The organism is Rhizobium sp. L9 (assembly GCF_002531885.1).
In the GTDB taxonomy this organism is placed as follows: domain Bacteria; phylum Pseudomonadota; class Alphaproteobacteria; order Rhizobiales; family Rhizobiaceae; genus Rhizobium.
This window is the reverse complement of record NZ_NWSZ01000020.1, coordinates 85,240-100,259: the sequence shown is the minus strand read 5'-3', so window position 1 is coordinate 100,259 and position 15,020 is coordinate 85,240. Positions and strand designations below refer to the sequence as shown.

Below are 15,020 nucleotides of genomic sequence, written 5' to 3'. Positions count from 1 at the left end.
CCTTGTGCCGACCGCTTTAGCGGAAGAGCGACAGGATGTTCTGCGAAGAGGAGTTCGCGATCGACAGCGACTGGATCGCCAGCTGCTGCTGGGTCTGCAGGGCGCTGAGTTTCGACGATTCTTCTTCCATGTCGGCGTCGACGAGACGGCCGATACCGGAGTCGATCGAGTCGCTGAGAGCCGATACGAAGTCTTCCTGGCTGTCGATGCGGCTGGAGAGCGAGCCGAGAGCGGCACCGGCGCTGGTCATCGACTTCAGAGCCGATTCGACGTTGGTCAGAGCCGTCTGGATCTGACCGGCGGTGAAGTTGGTGATGTTCATCGAGTAGATAGAACCGGTCGCGCCCGTCGACGTACCGAGGATACCCGTGGAAGTTTCGACCGTGCCGTTGCTCATGCCGAACAGAACGTTGCCGGCGGAACCGCTGTTGAGAACGTAATCGGTCGTGGTGATCGATACGGCGTTCGAGCCGTCGCGGACGAAGGAGGAAACGACGCTCTTGGTGCCGGCAGCGCCAGCAACCCAGTTCTCACCATTGAAGGATGCCGACTGGGCGATGCTCAGGAGCTGCTGCTGCAACTGACCGATTTCTTCCTGCACCTTGGCCTTGTCGACGCCGTTTTCAGTCGCGGCAACCAGCTTGGCCTTGATTTCGCCGACGACGTCGATGGCGCTGTCCATGGCGGTATAAGCGGTATCGACCTTCGCAGCACCCACGCCGAGGGCGTCGGAAACGGCCGACAGTGCCTTGTTGTCCGAACGCATGGTCGTTGCGATCGACCAGTAAGCAGCGTTGTCGGAAGCCTTCTCGACGCGATAACCGGATGAAACGTGGTTCTGCGTCTTGTTGAGGCCCTGGTTGACATTGCGCAGCGTCTGGAGAGCGGCCTGTGCGGAAGAATTCGTGTTAATGCTTGTCATAAATCTGTCCCCTGGAAACTAGATACAAAAAGGAGGACATACCGGACTGTATTACCGGCGATGACGGACCAGCTTCATGCTACTCGGCGCCTGCTTGTTTGGCCCAAACCCGTCATGTCCAGGGCAATCTCGCAGCCAATGCTTGCCAACTTCTTAAAAATGGAGGCTCCGCTCCGGCACCTTACATCCCATAGTTAATACCGGCTGAATCTATCCCTTCGCATGCTAACGTATCGTGACAGAAGCCGTTTTCTCTCGGGCGAGACAGTGTCTTCATGAGGCGCACCTGTTTCAAGCAAGCTTCGAATGGCAACGTGGCAGGTGCCGGGATAGCATCATCGGATCAATCCACCCGTTGCCTGGGAGGACGGATCGTGCGCGCCCGGCGATCGACAGCCATGCCAGAAAATTTCCTTCACGGAGTTGGGTTTTGAACAGCAAAGTTTCGTTCTCTGCGGCATCCAAAGATTACCAGGCGGGCCGCTACACAAAGTCCTTGGCGACGCTCAACCAGCTCATCGATACTCAGCAGGACGCCAAGACCTATGCGCTGCTGGCCAAGAACCTCGTGCAGCTCGGCTTCAAGGCCGATGCCGCGAAGGCCTATGGCCTGGCCGGCAATTGCGAAGGACCGAACGCCTACGAATATCAGAAGCAGGCTGCCAAGCTGCACTACGAAACCGGCCACCAGGACGAAGCGCTGCTGATCGCCATGCGCAATCTCAGCAGGGCGCAGGAAGATCCCGAACTCGCCTTCATCATCACCGCGATCTATCTGAAGCGCCAGCAGCGAGATATCATCCGCCCGTTCAAGACGGTTCTGTCGGAAAGCATGAACCCCGATCACATGCGCCTGGCGGCCCTGCTGCTCAGCGACGATCTCAACGACGCGACCAACCAGACGCTTGCGCGCAACCTCTTCAAGCGCTTTCCAGGCAATCACGCCTTCCGCTTTCTTCACCTTGTATTCGCTCGTGAATTCAACGATTTCGAAGAGGCGGCCAAGCATCAGGCAGTGATCGACGAGGCCCTGGCAAAGGGTGATCTGGAGATCCTGCGCAAGGACAATCCATTCTATCATCTGCACTGGTGCGGCAACGAAGATTTCAACCGATATGCAACGATAGGCACGACCCCGCTTGACCAGGAACGGGTCGCGTTCCGCCGCAACCAGCCGCACACATGGTCAAACAAGATCCGCATCGGATATATGTCATCGGATTTCTGGGATCGCCACGCGACGATGAAGCTGCTGCAGCGCATTCTCGAACTGCACGACAAGGACAGGTTCGAGGTGACGCTCTTCTGCCATACGGGCCCCGAATACCTGAAGCATAACGACACCGACCGCAGCCGCTGGGGCAGGATCGTCGACATTCACGGTTTCTCCGACCAGGCGGTGCTGGAAATCGTACGCGAGCACAATATCGACATCATGGTCGATCTGAAGGGTCATACGTCGGGCAGCCGCGCGTCAGCCTTCAACCTGCCGCTGGCACCTGTTCATGTCGGATGGCTCGGTTTTCCCGGCAGCACCGTCAACATCGACCTGGACTACGTCATCGGCGACCATTCGGTGCTGCCCGACGTGGCCAAGCCATTCTTCCACGAGAAATTCTGCCGGCTTCCGGAGAGCTACCAGCCGAACGATCCGATGCATCGCCCGAAGCCGCGTCCGGTCACCCGCGAGCAACTCGGCCTGCCGGAAGAGGCCTTCATCTTCGCCTCCTTCAACGGCAACCGCAAGATCACGCCCGATGTGGTCAACAGCTGGTGCCGCATCCTCAAGCGGGCGCCGAACAGCGTGCTCTGGCTGATGGCCAATTCGCCGCGCAACCAGGCGAACCTGCTGAAGCAGTTCCAGGGCGCCGGCATTGCGCCCAAGCGCATCATCTTCTGCCCGCGCGCGCCCTACGAAGATCACATCAGCCGCCAGCAGGCAGCCGACCTCGGGATAGACACCTTCCCTGTCAACGGTCACACGACCACCTCGGAGCAGCTCTGGGGCGGCCTGCCGGTTTTGACGGTCAAGGGCACCAACTTCGCCTCGCGCGTCAGCGAAAGCCTGCTCAGGGCGATCGATCTACCCGAGCTCGTCGCAAGCGACCTGCAGGCATACGAGGATCTCGCCGTCGAGCTGGCGCAGAATCCCGAGCGGATCGCCGAATACAAGGCACATCTGAAGGAGCAGCGTTATATCGCGCCGCTGTTCGACGCCGAACGTTTCTGCCATCACCTGGAGAAGGCCTACGAAATCATGGCCGAACGGGCGAAACAGCGCCTGGCGCCCGAGCACATGGATATTCCAGCGATGCCCCCGCGAACGGCCCCCTTCGCGGCCGAGTAACGGTTCGACTGCATGATGAACCCCGCCGGAGCGGATCCGGCGGGGTTTCCTTTTTTCGAAATATAGAGAGCTCAGCCGATCAGCTGAACGAGCGCACCAGGCTGCCGACGAGCAGGTTCCAGCCGTCGATCAGTACGAAGAAGAGAATCTTGAAAGGCAGCGAGATCGACGTCGGCGGCAGCATCATCATGCCCATCGCCATGGTGATGGTTGCGACGATGAGGTCGATGACGAGGAACGGCAGCACGACGAGAAAGCCGATCTCGAAGCCGCGGCGGATTTCGGAAATCATGAAGGCAGGGATCAGCACGCGATAGTCGATCGGATCGGTCGTCTGGATGTTCTGTCCGCGCTCGCGCGCAAGATCGACGAAGAGCGCCAGATCCTTGTCCCGGGTATTGGCCGCCATGAAGGTGCGGAAGGGTTCGGCGATACGCTGGACCGCCTCTGTCTCATTGATCTGGTTGGCAAGCAGCGGCTGCACGCCATTCTGCCAAGCCTGATCGAAGGTCGGCGACATGACGTAGAAGGTCATGAAGAGCGACAGCGACAGCAGGATCATGTTGGAAGGCGTCGAGGAGATGCCCATCCCCGAGCGCAGGATCGAGAAGGCGATGACGAAACGCGGGAAGCTCGTCACCATGATCAGGATGCCCGGCGCGACCGAAAGAACAGTCAGCAGGCCGAATGTGCGGATGATCCAGGCGGCGACGGAGCCATCGACCGGCACGTTCAACAAGTCGGTCGGCAGCTGCTGTGCCACCGCCAGTTCCGGTACCGCCATCATGGCGGCAAGGAAAACTATGAAACGAATCATTCGATGACAAAGGTCCTGAACATGACCTTCGATACCCGCCCTTGCGAGCGAAGGTCAACACGTTCCTGGATGTCATCCTTGAGATATTGAAAGCCGCGCGGCCCCTCGATCTGCTGCAGGGAAACCGTCCTGACATAGGCGAGGATATCCTGGTGAATGTCTTCGGCGATCTTGACGTCGGGCGGCCCGTTGAACAGCAGCGCGACTTCGAGCCGGACCCAGTTTTCCGAAGGGTAGGCAAGGTTTGATGTTATCGGCTCGAGCTGGACGACGTTGTTGGCCTCGGTCGAGATGCGCGCCAGGCCTTCCTCGGCCTTCTTCTTGGCATCGGCTTCCTTGGCCTGCTCTACCTCCTTGGCGCCCTTGATCTCGGGCGCGACGATCGTGCCGACCGCCCAGCCGCCGCCGGCGCCGAGAAGCGTCAGGGCGGCAATGCCGACGATCGTCAGCAGGCCGGATTTCTTCTTCGATTGACCTGCGCTTATGTCTTCGTCTGCCATCGTCGTTCGGCCTCAAAGCGGCGAGAAAAGATCGACGGCCTGCTGGCCGCGCGGAGGCTGCTGCACTTCCATCAGGCGACCCCGGCCGCCATAGGAGATGCGGGCTTCGGCGATCTTGTCGTAAGAGATCTGGTTGTCGGCGTTGACGTCCTGCGGACGCACGATACCGGCGACGTTCAGGATGCGCAGCTCCTGGTTCAGACGGACTTCCTGCGAACCTGAGATGACGAGGTTACCGTTTTCGAGAATGCCGGTGACGACGGCCGCAACGAGAAGGGTGAGCTTGTCAGTGCGCTCGATCTTGCCCTTGCCGTCGGTGCTGGTGTCGGAACCATAGGTCAGATCGGTCTTGGATTCAGGCGTCCAGCCGAAGATCTGAGCATTGATGTCCCAGTTCATGCCGCTCGAATTCGTGCGGCTGCGGTTGGTCTCGTTGTCGAAGGAGGCCTTGTCGTTGATCTGGATGTCGACGGTCAGAATGTCGCCGACGTTCAAAGCGCGTGCATCCTTAAAGAGCGCGGCCTGCGAATCGCTCCAGAGCGAATAGCCCTGCGCCACGGCGCGCGGCTGCTTCGGATAGAGCGCCATCTGCGGGGTCTGGCCATAGGCAAGTCCGCTGCCGATCGGGCTCATGGCGGGCGCACGGCCGATCTCGCTGACTGCCGTCGGAGACTGGCAGCCCGCAAGGAGTGCGAGGGCGGCGATCGCGGCCGGGAAACGCATATTCATGAAGGATCCTTCGACGTATTGGGATCGGACGCACTGGCGATGACGCTGGCGATAGCCGCGGCCTTCTTCGAGTCCATCTCGTTGAGGATGAGGCTCGACTGGCGCGGGCCGAGCCGCATGATGACGGCCGACGCTACTTCGATGTTCATATCCTGCAGCTGCAGTGCCGCCGCATCCGGCTTCATCTTCTTGTAGATATCGGTGAGGCCGGCTTCGGCCTGCTTGAGGAAATCGTCGCGCCGCTTCAGCCAGTCCTGGTATTCGGCCTTGCGCTTGTCCATCTCTTCCATCCGGGCGTCGATGTCGGCGCGGAGCCTTTCCAGCTCCTGTTTCTGCAGCAGGTAGCGTTGGTCGCGGGCGGGATCGGCGATGTTGGTGCAGAATTGCTTGATCTCGTCCTGAGACGTGATGTCCCCCTCCGGATGCTCCTGTGCGAAGGCGCCGGGGATCGACAGAAGGACGAGGCCGGCTGCCGGCAGCGCCAGGCGGCGCAGCAGCTGCAGCACGGTCATGTCAGGATTCAGGATCGTCATCATTGCAGCACAAGCTCCGCCTGCAGGGCGCCCGCCGACTTGATGCCCTGGAGAATGGCGATGATCCCATCCGGTTTCACGCCGATATTGTTGAGGCCGGCGACAAGGGTCCTGAGGTCGGGACCGTCGATGATGGCAACGCGCCCACCGGTCTGCTCAGCCGCAATGTCGGTCTGCGGCTGAACGGCAGTCCGCCCGCGCGAGAATGGTTCGGGCTGAATGATCTGCGGCGTCTCGGTGACCTGAACAGTCAGAGTGCCGTAGCTGACGGCGACCGGCGAGACGCGGACATCGGAACCGATGACGATCGTGCCGGTGCGCTCGTTGATAACCACCTTGGCCGGCGTATCGGTTTCGACAATGAGGTTTTCGACGTCGGCCATCAGCCGGGTGAGATCGGCCGTGCGCGGTTTCTGGATCACCACTTCCTGCGAATCCTTGGCTTCGGCGACCGGGCCGCCGAAGCGCGCGGAGGCATAGCCATTGACGATGTCGGCAATGCGGATCGCCGTCGAGAAGTCGGGATTGCGCAGCTGCAGGACGAGATTGACTGAATCCTTGAAGTGGGACGGCAGTTCGCGTTCGATGATCGCGCCGCCGGGCACGCGGCCGGCAGTGGTGACGCCTTCGGTCACCGTCGCCGCCTGGCCCTGCGCCTGAAAGCCGGAGACGATGACGGAGCCCTGGGCGACAGCGTAGATCTGGCCGTCGGCACCGGAAAGAGAGGTCATGACGAGCGTGCCGCCGCGCAGCGAAGTCGCATCGCCGAGCGAGCTCACCGTAACATCCAAACGGCTGCCGGGGCTCGCGAAGGGCGGCAGGTTGGCGGTGACCATCACGGCCGCGGTGTTCTTCGCGTTGGACTGGCCGCCCTGTGTCGAGATGCCGAGATTCTGGAGCATTGCCCGCATCGACTGCTCGGTGAAGGGCGAGGAACGGAAGCCGTCGCCGGTTCCCTGCAGGCCGACGATGAGACCGTACCCGATCAGCTGGTTATCGCGGCCGGCCTGAAGCGAAGCGATATCCTTGATGCGGGACGTCAGCGCCCAGGCGGGCGCCACGTCGGCCAAACTCATGGCGACAACCGCAACAAAGGTGACGATACGGAAGAACAATTTCATTTCGCCCTCACATGGATCGTGCCGTCCGCAAGCACCGTGCCGCTGACGATGACGCCGGAATCCATATTACGCGCACGGACCACCTGCCCCGTCGCACCGTCTTCAAGCGGCGTGCCGGCGGCGGAGATCGTCATTGCGCCGAGAGAGAAGACCAGGCGGATCGAAGAGCCGCGCGTCACCGTATAGGGCTCGCGCAGCGCTGAAACCGAGATCGTACGGCCCGGCAGCAGCGTGCGTTTGGAAACCAGACCTTCGACCTGCGAAATCGATTTGGCATAATCGCCGGTGAGGTTGGGGTTGGTGACCTCAACCTCCTGAAGCTGGCTGCCCGACAATGTGTCGCCGGGATAGATGATCGTCGTCGGGACGACGGCATAACCCATGCCGGCATCCGCATTCACGGGCAAGATGATGCCCGCGATTGCGATCGTGGCTGCCGCCACCCATCCTGAGATGCGTCCTGCCCGGCAAAACATCATGTTTCGGCCCTTCCCTTTACTTCAGGTTCTTGCTGACGATGGAGGCCATTTCATCAGCCGTGGTGATCACCTTGGAATTCATTTCGTAAGCACGCTGAGCCGATATCAGCTCGGTGATTTCCTTCACCGGGTCGACGTTCGAGGATTCCAGATAACCCTGCTTCATATAGGCAAAGCCTTCCTCGTCAGGGTTACCGACAACCGCCTCGCCCGAGGCCGGCGTTTCCTGGAAGAGATTGTCGCCGATCGGCTGAAGGCCCGCTTCGTTGACGAAATCGGCAAGCGTCAGCTGTCCGAGAACGGTCGGATCGGTCTGGCCCGGCAGCTTGGCCGAGACCTCGCCGGAGCGGCTGATGGTCAGTTCGGTCGAACCCTGAGGGATGGTGATCCCAGGCAGGACTTCATAGCCGTCGATGGTGACGAGCTGGCCCTGGTCATTCTTGTTGAAAGCGCCGGCGCGAGTATAGAGCGTCGTGCCATCGGTCGACTGGATCTGAAAGAAGCCCTTGCCGATCAGCGCCACGTCGAGATCGTTGCCTGTCTGCGTGAGTTCGCCCTGGAGATGCAGGTTGCGGACCGCGGAGGTCTGGACGCCGAGGCCGATATTGGCGCCTTCGGGAACGACGGCCTGGTTGGCCCGGTTGGCGACGCCCTTGGCGCGTTCGGTCTGGTAGAGAAGGTCGGTGAACTCGGCGCGAGCCCGCTTGAAGCCCGTCGTGTTGATGTTCGCAATGTTGTTGGCGATGACTTCCAGATTGGTCTGCTGGGCATCCATGCCCGTTGCTGCGATGGCGAGCGCTCTCATGTGTTCGTCCTCAATCAGTTACATCTGCATCTTGGTGACTTCGAGAAAGGCCGAAACGACCTTGTCGCGGATGGCAATCGCGGTCTGCAGCGTCTGCTCGGCCTGGAGCATGGAATCGACGACTTCACGGGTCGTCGCCGTGCCCTTGATGCCGGCGAAGGACATGCTTTCGGCACCCTTCAGGCTGTTGACGGCGTCGGTCGCCATGCCGCCCAGCACGGAGGCGAAGCTCAGGCCGTTGGCCGCACCTGCGGTGCCCGGCATGGCTGTTGCGGAGGACGAGGCGGAATTTTCGGAGTCGACGGCGCCGAGCGCGCGGGTCATCGAAAGATTGCTGACATTCTGGACGCTGCTGATCATTGATTATTGGCTCTTCAGAAGATCGATCGTGGACGAGATGAGGTCGCGGGTCTGCTTGATGGTCTGCAGATTGGCATCATAGGAGCGATTGGCTTCACGCATGTCGGCCATCTCGACCAGGATGTTGACGTTCGGCAATTTGACGACGCCCTTGGCGTCCGCCGCCGGATTGCTGGGGTCGAATTCGGTGCTGAAGTCGCCTTCGTCGACACCGACCTTCTTGACGTTGACGGTCTCGACGCCGCTGGTGCGGTCCATCTGCTGGCCGAAGGTGATCGTCTTGCGGCGATAGGGATCGGCGCCCGGCGTGTCACCGGTCGAGCGGGCGTTGGCAATGTTTTCCGAGACGATGCGCAGGCGCGTCGATTGCGCCTCGAGCCCCGAACCGGCGATTTTCATAGCTGCGGAAAGCGGATCCATGACACTTACTTCCTGACCGTCATCAACATCATGCGATTGAAGGAGCTGACCAGGGAGGTGTTCAGATCGTATTGGCGCTTGATGTCACCCGACTTGGAAAGCTCCTCGGCCAAACCGACGGTGTTGCCGGATTCCTGAATGCCGATCTCCTGGTCGAGGGCCGCTTCCTTGACGTCGATATCGCCGCTTGCGCTGAAATCGTTGCCGCTGAAGTGCGCCGGATTGGTGCGCGCCATGGTGATGTCGGATCTGTCCAGCACGGCATCGAAGGGCGTGACGTCTTTGGCGCGGAATTTCGGCGTATTGGCATTCGCGATGTTGCCGGCAACAACCTGCTGACGGATCGTCAGCCATTCCGCCTGTCGCGAAGCCAAGTCGAAAAGTTGGATCGGTTGCATGAGAACTCTCCGTTTTTACTATCCGGAACCTAGAGCGGTAATCTTGCGTGGGACTTACGGGAATCCGGCCATCGAGGCGCTTCGCCCAAGGCCGCCAGAGAAAAGGGCTCCTGCCGGTTTGCGGGGGAGCCCTCTTGTCTTCAGCCTTTGCGAAGAGGTTCAATCGTTCTTGTAGATATCGCCCTTGGAGGTGATGATCACCCACTTGCCCTCGCGCTGCTCGATCATCGCCAGGCGGCTTTCGTCGGGCAGGACCGAGCCGATGCGCACCACATACATGCCCGAGGGATCCTCGATCAGCGCTCGGCCGTTGGACACATGCAGAAGGCGGAAGGAAGACTTGCCCGGGAAAGGCTGGTCTTCCAGCATGGCGGCGCCGTCACGCTGCTTGCCGAGATCGGAGACCGTCGCCGTCGTCAGCGGATCGACCGGCGGAGCCTTCTTGGCTGCCTCGTTCTTGTTGACCATGGCCAGCGGTGAGACGCTGAAGACGTTGCGGGCGGGCCAATCCGGCAGTTCGCGCGAATTGCTGCTGGTGGCGACGTTGATGCCGAACTTGTCCGCATTGAAGAAGACGTACCAGGGGAAAAAGGCGGAGGCGCCGGCAAGCGCCAGGCCGGCGAAGGTGAGAAACCGATCCAGAGTGGCGGTCTTGTCGCGCGGCTTCAGGGAAGCGATGCGTTCATCATCGAAATCAGCCACTATTATCTCCTCTGCATGGGTGCGCCCTGATTGCCCATGCCGGCAGCAGCCTTGAGCGCGCCGGCGAGATCGGCAAAAGCGTCGACCAAGTCGCGATCGCCTGGAGACTGTTTCAGGACGTCGTAAATGATAGGGACCTGCTTGACCGCCATGTCGAGATCAGGATCGGCGCCTTGGCGATAACCGCCGATCAGCCGCAGGTCCCTCGTTTCCTCAAAGCGGTGGATCAACACCTTCAATCGTGACACCAGCTTTTCCTGATCCGGCGTCCAGGCCTTGCGGGCAAGACGCGAGATCGAGGCGAGCGGATCGATCGGAGGATAGCGCCCTTCCTCGGCAAGACTGCGCTGCAAGACGATATGGCCGTCGAGAATGCCGCGCGTCGAATCGGCGATCGGGTCGTTGTGATTGTCGCCATCGACGAGGATCGAGATGATGGCGGTGATCGTGCCGGCGCCCTCCGGGCCAGGACCAGCGCGTTCGAGCAGGCGCGGCAGCTCGGTGAAAACGGAGGCGGGATAACCGCGGGCGATCGGCGGTTCGCCGGAGGCGGTCGCCACCTCGCGGATCGCATGGGCGAAACGGGTGACGCTGTCGACGATGAAGAGCACGTTCTCGCCCTTGTCGCGGAAATGCTCGGCGATGGTGACCGCCGTCAGCGGCGCCATCTTGCGCAGCATCGGGCTTTCGTCGCTGGTCGCGACGACGGCAATCGCCTTCTTCATATTGCTGCCGAGCGTATCCTCGATGAATTCGCGCACCTCGCGGCCGCGTTCGCCGACGAGGGCGATGACCACCTTGTCGAAGGCGTCGGCGCGGGCAAGCATGGACAGAAGCGTCGACTTGCCGACGCCGGAGCCGGCAAAGATGCCGAGACGCTGGCCGAGGCAGAGCGGCGAAAAGATGTCGATCGCGCGCACGCCGGTCTTGAAGCCGGTCGCCACGCGCTGGCGCGTCATCGAGGGTGGCGCGGCGTTGGAAATCGAGCGGCGATCGAGACCTTGGGCGATCGGTCCCAGACCGTCGATCGGCTCACACAGCGAATTGATCGTCCGCCCGCACCAGCTGTCGGATGGCGAAATTCGGAAGGCGCCCTTGCGAATGACCGTGTCATGGATGCCGATCGGCTCACCGGGTTCGATCGGGCAGACATAGATCAGGTCCGGCTCGACACGCACGACCTCGCCGAGATGGATGCCGGTCGCCGATTTATGCGCGACGAATTCACCGAGACGAACATGACGGGAGAGACCGCGAACAGTATAGTGGCCGGCAGCGATGGTCTGGACGCGACCGCCATGAGCGACGGCGAATTCCGGCGATGCGTATCGATCGACGAGACCCGCCAGATGCGCGAGCTTCGGAGAAAGGCCGTCTTCGGACAGTAGCGTTGTGCTCATTGCTTAGCGGCTGCCCCCAAGCGTCTGGACGGCCTGCTTGAACGAATCCTCGCTGTCGCGCATCAGCGAGGAAATGCTTTCGAAGGCACGGTTGACTTCGATCAGCTGAGTGATCTCGCGCATGGCGTTAACGTTGGAATTTTCCAGATAGCCCTGCTCGACACCGACATTGAAGCGGTCGACGACGGCGCGCGGCTGGTCGGTGGTCATGATGCCGCTGTTTTCGTAACGCAGGTAACCCTTGCTGATATCGGCCTCGAACAGGCCGAGGGAGCCGACCTGGCGGTCGCCCTGATAGATGATGCCATCGCTGCCGACAGCCGGCTCGCCGGCCTTCGTGTCCAGCTGAATCGGTGCGCCGCCGGCATCGAGGACGGGATATCCCCGGATGGAGACGAGTTCGCCGGTTTCCTTGAGCGTAAAGCGGCCGTCCCTCGTGAGCACACGGCCGGCTGGCGTATCGAGCGCAAACCAGGCATCGCCCTTAATGGCGAAATCGAGCATGTTGCCGGTGTGCTGCAACTCGCCGTTCTGCTCGTTCAGATAGTCGTTGCCCTGAGAAACGAAGGCGACCTTGGTATTCAGCTTGTTCTTGGTGGCCGCCACCATCTCGTCGAACTTCACCTCGGTGGCACGAAAACCCGTGGTGTTCACGTTCGCCATGTTGTCGGCGATGGTGTTCAGGCGCTTTTCAAGCGCCATCTGCGACGACAGAGAAACGTAAAGACCGGATTGCATGTCTATAAGCTCCAAGCATTGGCGATGAACGGAACGAAAAGCCGGGCGTCGTCTGATCTGGTTCGGCCGGAATTTCGCTGAGGCGGCATCTCAGAAACGGACGCGAGCGCCCATTCGTCTCCTTTAGATTGGCGACAGATGCTTGCGCGAAGCTGGCACGTGGAAATGCCCGGACCGACCCTTTCATCAGCCTCACGCAAGGCAGAAACCCTATCCGTCCTAGAGAAAAGCAACGTTCAGATTGGGCTGACGATGAACATCATTATCGGATTTATTGTTGTCTGCGGCTGCATCGTCGGCAGCTTCATGGCGATGGGCGGCGAAGTGGACGCGCTGTTCCAGCCCTTCGAATTTCTCATCATCGGCGGCGCCGGACTCGGCAGCTTCATCATGGCGAACCCGATGAAGGTGGTAAAGGATTCCGGTAAGGCGCTTGCAGAGGCCTTCAAGCACGCCGTTCCGAAGGAGCGGAACTATCTCGATACGCTCGGCGTGCTCTACTCGCTGATGCGCGACCTGCGCACCAAGTCGCGAAACGAAATCGAAGCCCATATCGACAATCCTGCCGAATCGACGATCTTCCAGCAGGCTCCGACAGTGCTGAAGAACAAGGAGCTGACGGCGTTCATCTGCGATTACGTCCGCCTGATCATCATCGGCAACGCCCGTAGCCACGAAATCGAGGCGCTGATGGACGAAGAGCTCAACACCATCATGCACGACAAGATGAAGCCCTATCACGCGATCCAGATCATGGGCGATTCCTTCCCGGCGATCGGTATCGTCGCGGCCGTTCTCGGCGTCATCAAGGCGATGGCCCACATCAACGATTCGCCCGAGGTGCTCGGCCATCTGATCGGCTCGGCGCTCGTCGGCACCTTCCTCGGCATTCTCCTGTCCTACTGCGTCTGCTCGCCGCTGGTTTCCCAGATCAAGATCGTCCGCAACAAGCAGCATCGCCTCTATGTCATCGTCAAGCAGACGCTGCTTGCCTATATGAACGGCTCGGTGCCGCAGGTCGCTCTCGAATACGGCCGCAAGACAATCTCGGCTTACGAACGTCCGTCCATCGATGCCGTCGAACAGGAAATGATGAACCCGGGCGGCGAGAACAAGGCGGCTTAAATGACCATGAGCGATGCTTCACATGACAAACCGGCAATGGATCCCGCCCTTCTCGCCAAGCTGACCGGCGGGCTCGGAGACAGGGGCAGGGTCGCCAAGATCTGCAGCGCCTTTGGGGATGTCTACAGCGAATTCTTTCCCGACGTCATCAAAAGCGAGACCGGCCTCGACGTGACCGTCAGCTATCTCGGCTGCGAGATCGGCTATAAGAACCACCTGATCGACGACCTCAGCCACAACGTCACGCTCGTCGACGCGACGTTGCGCAACTGGTCTCAGAACGTCGCGCTTGCCTGCGGCAACGGTTTCGTCATCACGTTGATGGAACACCTGCTCGGCGCCACCGCCGATACGATCGAGGAGCCGGCCGAGCGGCTGCTCTCGGTCATCGAACTCGATCTGGCGGTCATGGTCTTCGACAAGATCGCCAAGGTGCTGCGCTCGGCGGTGAACGCACCGGGCGGTTTCGAGCCCAGTCTTTCGGCCCCGCATGCGCATGACTCGCGCCCCCGGCCGGCGGAGGACAAGCCGGACGAATTTGCCGCCGCCATCAACATGTCGATCAAGCTCGCCGGCATTGTTTCAGAATTCGCACTGATCATTCCACAGACGGCGCTGCTCAAGACCAAGGTGACGCCGCCAAAGCCGAAGCGCCAGACCGGCGGCAATTCGCCGGAATGGACCGAACAGCTGGGCGATCAGGTCCGCCGCTCGCATGTCACACTCGAAGCCAGGATCAGGTTACAGGACCTGACGCTGCGCACCATATCGAAGCTGATGGCCGGCGACGTCATTCCGTTCCGCGACAGCGGCGACGTACGCGTCGAGGTCAGCGCCAACAGCAAGGAATTGTATATATGCGAATTCGGGCGTTCTGGCGAAAACTACATGGTCCGCGTCAAGGATACGATGAACTCGGATGACGAACTCATCCGTCATTTAATGAATTGATCGGTTCTCTGGCTTCTGGGCTGCAAAGGCAGTTTGAGGCAAGTTTCAACTGGAATAGTGATTTCATGGCAACGAAGAAAACACAGCAGAACAGTGACCTCTCCCTGGATATGCCGGGCAGCGAAGCCGATCTCGACCAGGCGATCGACGATCTGCGCGGCGTGCTGAAGAAGGACGCCGATAGCGACCTGTCGCAGTTTGGCGGTGAGCTGGAGAATGACGACTTCGCGGCAGGAACGGATCTGGCCGCCTTCGGCGGCGAGATTTCGGATTCCCCTTTCGGCGGCGATGATTTCGGCGGCGATTTCGGCGCAGGCAATGCCAGCCCGGTTGCAGGCATGGATTTCGGCGGCAGCTCTTCGTTCGAGGCGTCATCGGCGCCGCTCGGCAGCGCGCTGACCTCGAACTTCGAGCTGATCATGGACATTCCGATCGATGTCCAGATCATGCTCGGCACCAGCCGGATGCAGGTCTCCAGCCTGATGAATCTCAATGAAGGAGCGACGATCGCTCTCGACAAGAAAATCGGCGACCCCGTTGAGATCATGGTGAACGGCCGCAGGATTGCACGCGGCGAGATTACGGTTCTTGATAACGACGACACCCGATTCGGCGTGAAGCTGATAGAAGTTTTGAGTACGAAAAAAGCCTGATCCCTGTGGGGACGGAGAGG

The 15,020-nt window shown here is 60.6% G+C and carries 18 protein-coding genes; 4 read left to right on the top strand and 14 right to left on the bottom strand.

Annotated features, from left to right (window positions below; all coding sequences use genetic code 11):
• Window positions 1-16: 16 nt before the first annotated feature.
• Window positions 17-922, bottom strand: a complete 906-nt coding sequence (locus CO660_RS20870) for a flagellin (RefSeq protein WP_085776962.1) — start codon at window positions 920-922, stop codon at window positions 17-19.
• A 430-nt stretch (window positions 923-1,352) separates the two neighbouring features.
• On the opposite strand from CO660_RS20870, the gene CO660_RS20860 reads away from it, so the two are divergent.
• A complete protein-coding gene (locus tag CO660_RS20860; protein WP_097600332.1) occupies window positions 1,353-3,269 on the top strand; it encodes a glycosyl transferase in 1,917 nt (638 codons plus the stop codon).
• A gap of 79 nt (window positions 3,270-3,348) precedes the next feature.
• Here the strand turns inward: CO660_RS20860 and fliP are convergent, their stop codons facing one another.
• The 13 genes from fliP to flgF all read right to left on the bottom strand — a co-directional run bounded on the left by fliP (window position 3,349) and on the right by flgF (window position 12,271).
• Entirely contained in the window at window positions 3,349-4,086 is a 738-nt protein-coding gene (gene fliP, locus CO660_RS20855) for a flagellar type III secretion system pore protein FliP (RefSeq protein WP_097600331.1), read from the bottom strand.
• Window positions 4,083-4,586 (bottom strand): flagellar basal body-associated FliL family protein, encoded by a 504-nt coding sequence (locus CO660_RS20850; RefSeq protein ID WP_097600330.1) that lies wholly within the window; start codon window positions 4,584-4,586, stop codon window positions 4,083-4,085. Before CO660_RS20850 ends, fliP begins: the two co-directional genes overlap by 4 nt.
• 12 nt (window positions 4,587-4,598) lie before the next feature.
• Window positions 4,599-5,315 (bottom strand): flagellar basal body L-ring protein FlgH, encoded by a 717-nt coding sequence (flgH, locus tag CO660_RS20845; protein ID WP_085776958.1) that lies wholly within the window; start codon window positions 5,313-5,315, stop codon window positions 4,599-4,601.
• Window positions 5,312-5,851, bottom strand: coding sequence for a MotE family protein (locus CO660_RS20840; RefSeq protein ID WP_085776957.1), 540 nt, complete (start codon window positions 5,849-5,851; stop codon window positions 5,312-5,314). The genes flgH and CO660_RS20840 overlap by 4 nt, the downstream gene beginning before the upstream one ends.
• Window positions 5,848-6,969, bottom strand: coding sequence for a flagellar basal body P-ring protein FlgI (locus tag CO660_RS20835; RefSeq protein WP_085776956.1), 1,122 nt, complete (start codon window positions 6,967-6,969; stop codon window positions 5,848-5,850). The genes CO660_RS20840 and CO660_RS20835 overlap by 4 nt, the downstream gene beginning before the upstream one ends.
• Entirely contained in the window at window positions 6,966-7,448 is a 483-nt protein-coding gene (gene flgA / locus CO660_RS20830) for a flagellar basal body P-ring formation chaperone FlgA (protein WP_097600329.1), read from the bottom strand. The genes CO660_RS20835 and flgA overlap by 4 nt, the downstream gene beginning before the upstream one ends.
• 16 nt (window positions 7,449-7,464) lie before the next feature.
• Entirely contained in the window at window positions 7,465-8,253 is a 789-nt protein-coding gene (flgG, locus tag CO660_RS20825) for a flagellar basal-body rod protein FlgG (protein WP_011424026.1), read from the bottom strand.
• Between the two features lie 18 nt (window positions 8,254-8,271).
• Window positions 8,272-8,613 carry a flagellar hook-basal body complex protein FliE gene (locus tag CO660_RS20820; protein ID WP_097600328.1) on the bottom strand — a complete coding sequence of 114 codons (342 nt, stop codon included), beginning with the start codon at window positions 8,611-8,613 and terminating at the stop codon, window positions 8,272-8,274.
• A gap of 3 nt (window positions 8,614-8,616) precedes the next feature.
• Window positions 8,617-9,033, bottom strand: coding sequence for a flagellar basal body rod protein FlgC (flgC, locus tag CO660_RS20815; protein WP_064693821.1), 417 nt, complete (start codon window positions 9,031-9,033; stop codon window positions 8,617-8,619).
• Between the two features lie 5 nt (window positions 9,034-9,038).
• Window positions 9,039-9,431, bottom strand: coding sequence for a flagellar basal body rod protein FlgB (gene flgB, locus CO660_RS20810; RefSeq protein ID WP_085776953.1), 393 nt, complete (start codon window positions 9,429-9,431; stop codon window positions 9,039-9,041).
• Window positions 9,432-9,590: 159 nt separating this feature from the next.
• A complete protein-coding gene (locus tag CO660_RS20805; protein ID WP_097600327.1) occupies window positions 9,591-10,133 on the bottom strand; it encodes a flagellar protein in 543 nt (180 codons plus the stop codon).
• Between the two features lie 2 nt (window positions 10,134-10,135).
• Complete coding sequence (fliI, locus tag CO660_RS20800) at window positions 10,136-11,533, bottom strand: flagellar protein export ATPase FliI (protein WP_097600326.1); 1,398 nt, start codon at window positions 11,531-11,533, stop codon at window positions 10,136-10,138.
• Window positions 11,534-11,536: 3 nt separating this feature from the next.
• Window positions 11,537-12,271, bottom strand: coding sequence for a flagellar basal-body rod protein FlgF (flgF, locus tag CO660_RS20795; RefSeq protein ID WP_097600325.1), 735 nt, complete (start codon window positions 12,269-12,271; stop codon window positions 11,537-11,539).
• Between the two features lie 252 nt (window positions 12,272-12,523).
• On the opposite strand from flgF, the gene motA reads away from it, so the two are divergent.
• From motA to fliN, 3 genes are all read left to right on the top strand, one after another.
• Entirely contained in the window at window positions 12,524-13,396 is an 873-nt protein-coding gene (motA, locus tag CO660_RS20790; RefSeq protein WP_097600324.1) for a flagellar motor stator protein MotA, read from the top strand.
• Window positions 13,397-14,347, top strand: coding sequence for a FliM/FliN family flagellar motor switch protein (locus CO660_RS20785; RefSeq protein WP_097600323.1), 951 nt, complete (start codon window positions 13,397-13,399; stop codon window positions 14,345-14,347).
• Between the two features lie 65 nt (window positions 14,348-14,412).
• Window positions 14,413-15,000, top strand: coding sequence for a flagellar motor switch protein FliN (gene fliN, locus CO660_RS20780; RefSeq protein ID WP_097600322.1), 588 nt, complete (start codon window positions 14,413-14,415; stop codon window positions 14,998-15,000).
• Window positions 15,001-15,020: the final 20 nt, after the last annotated feature.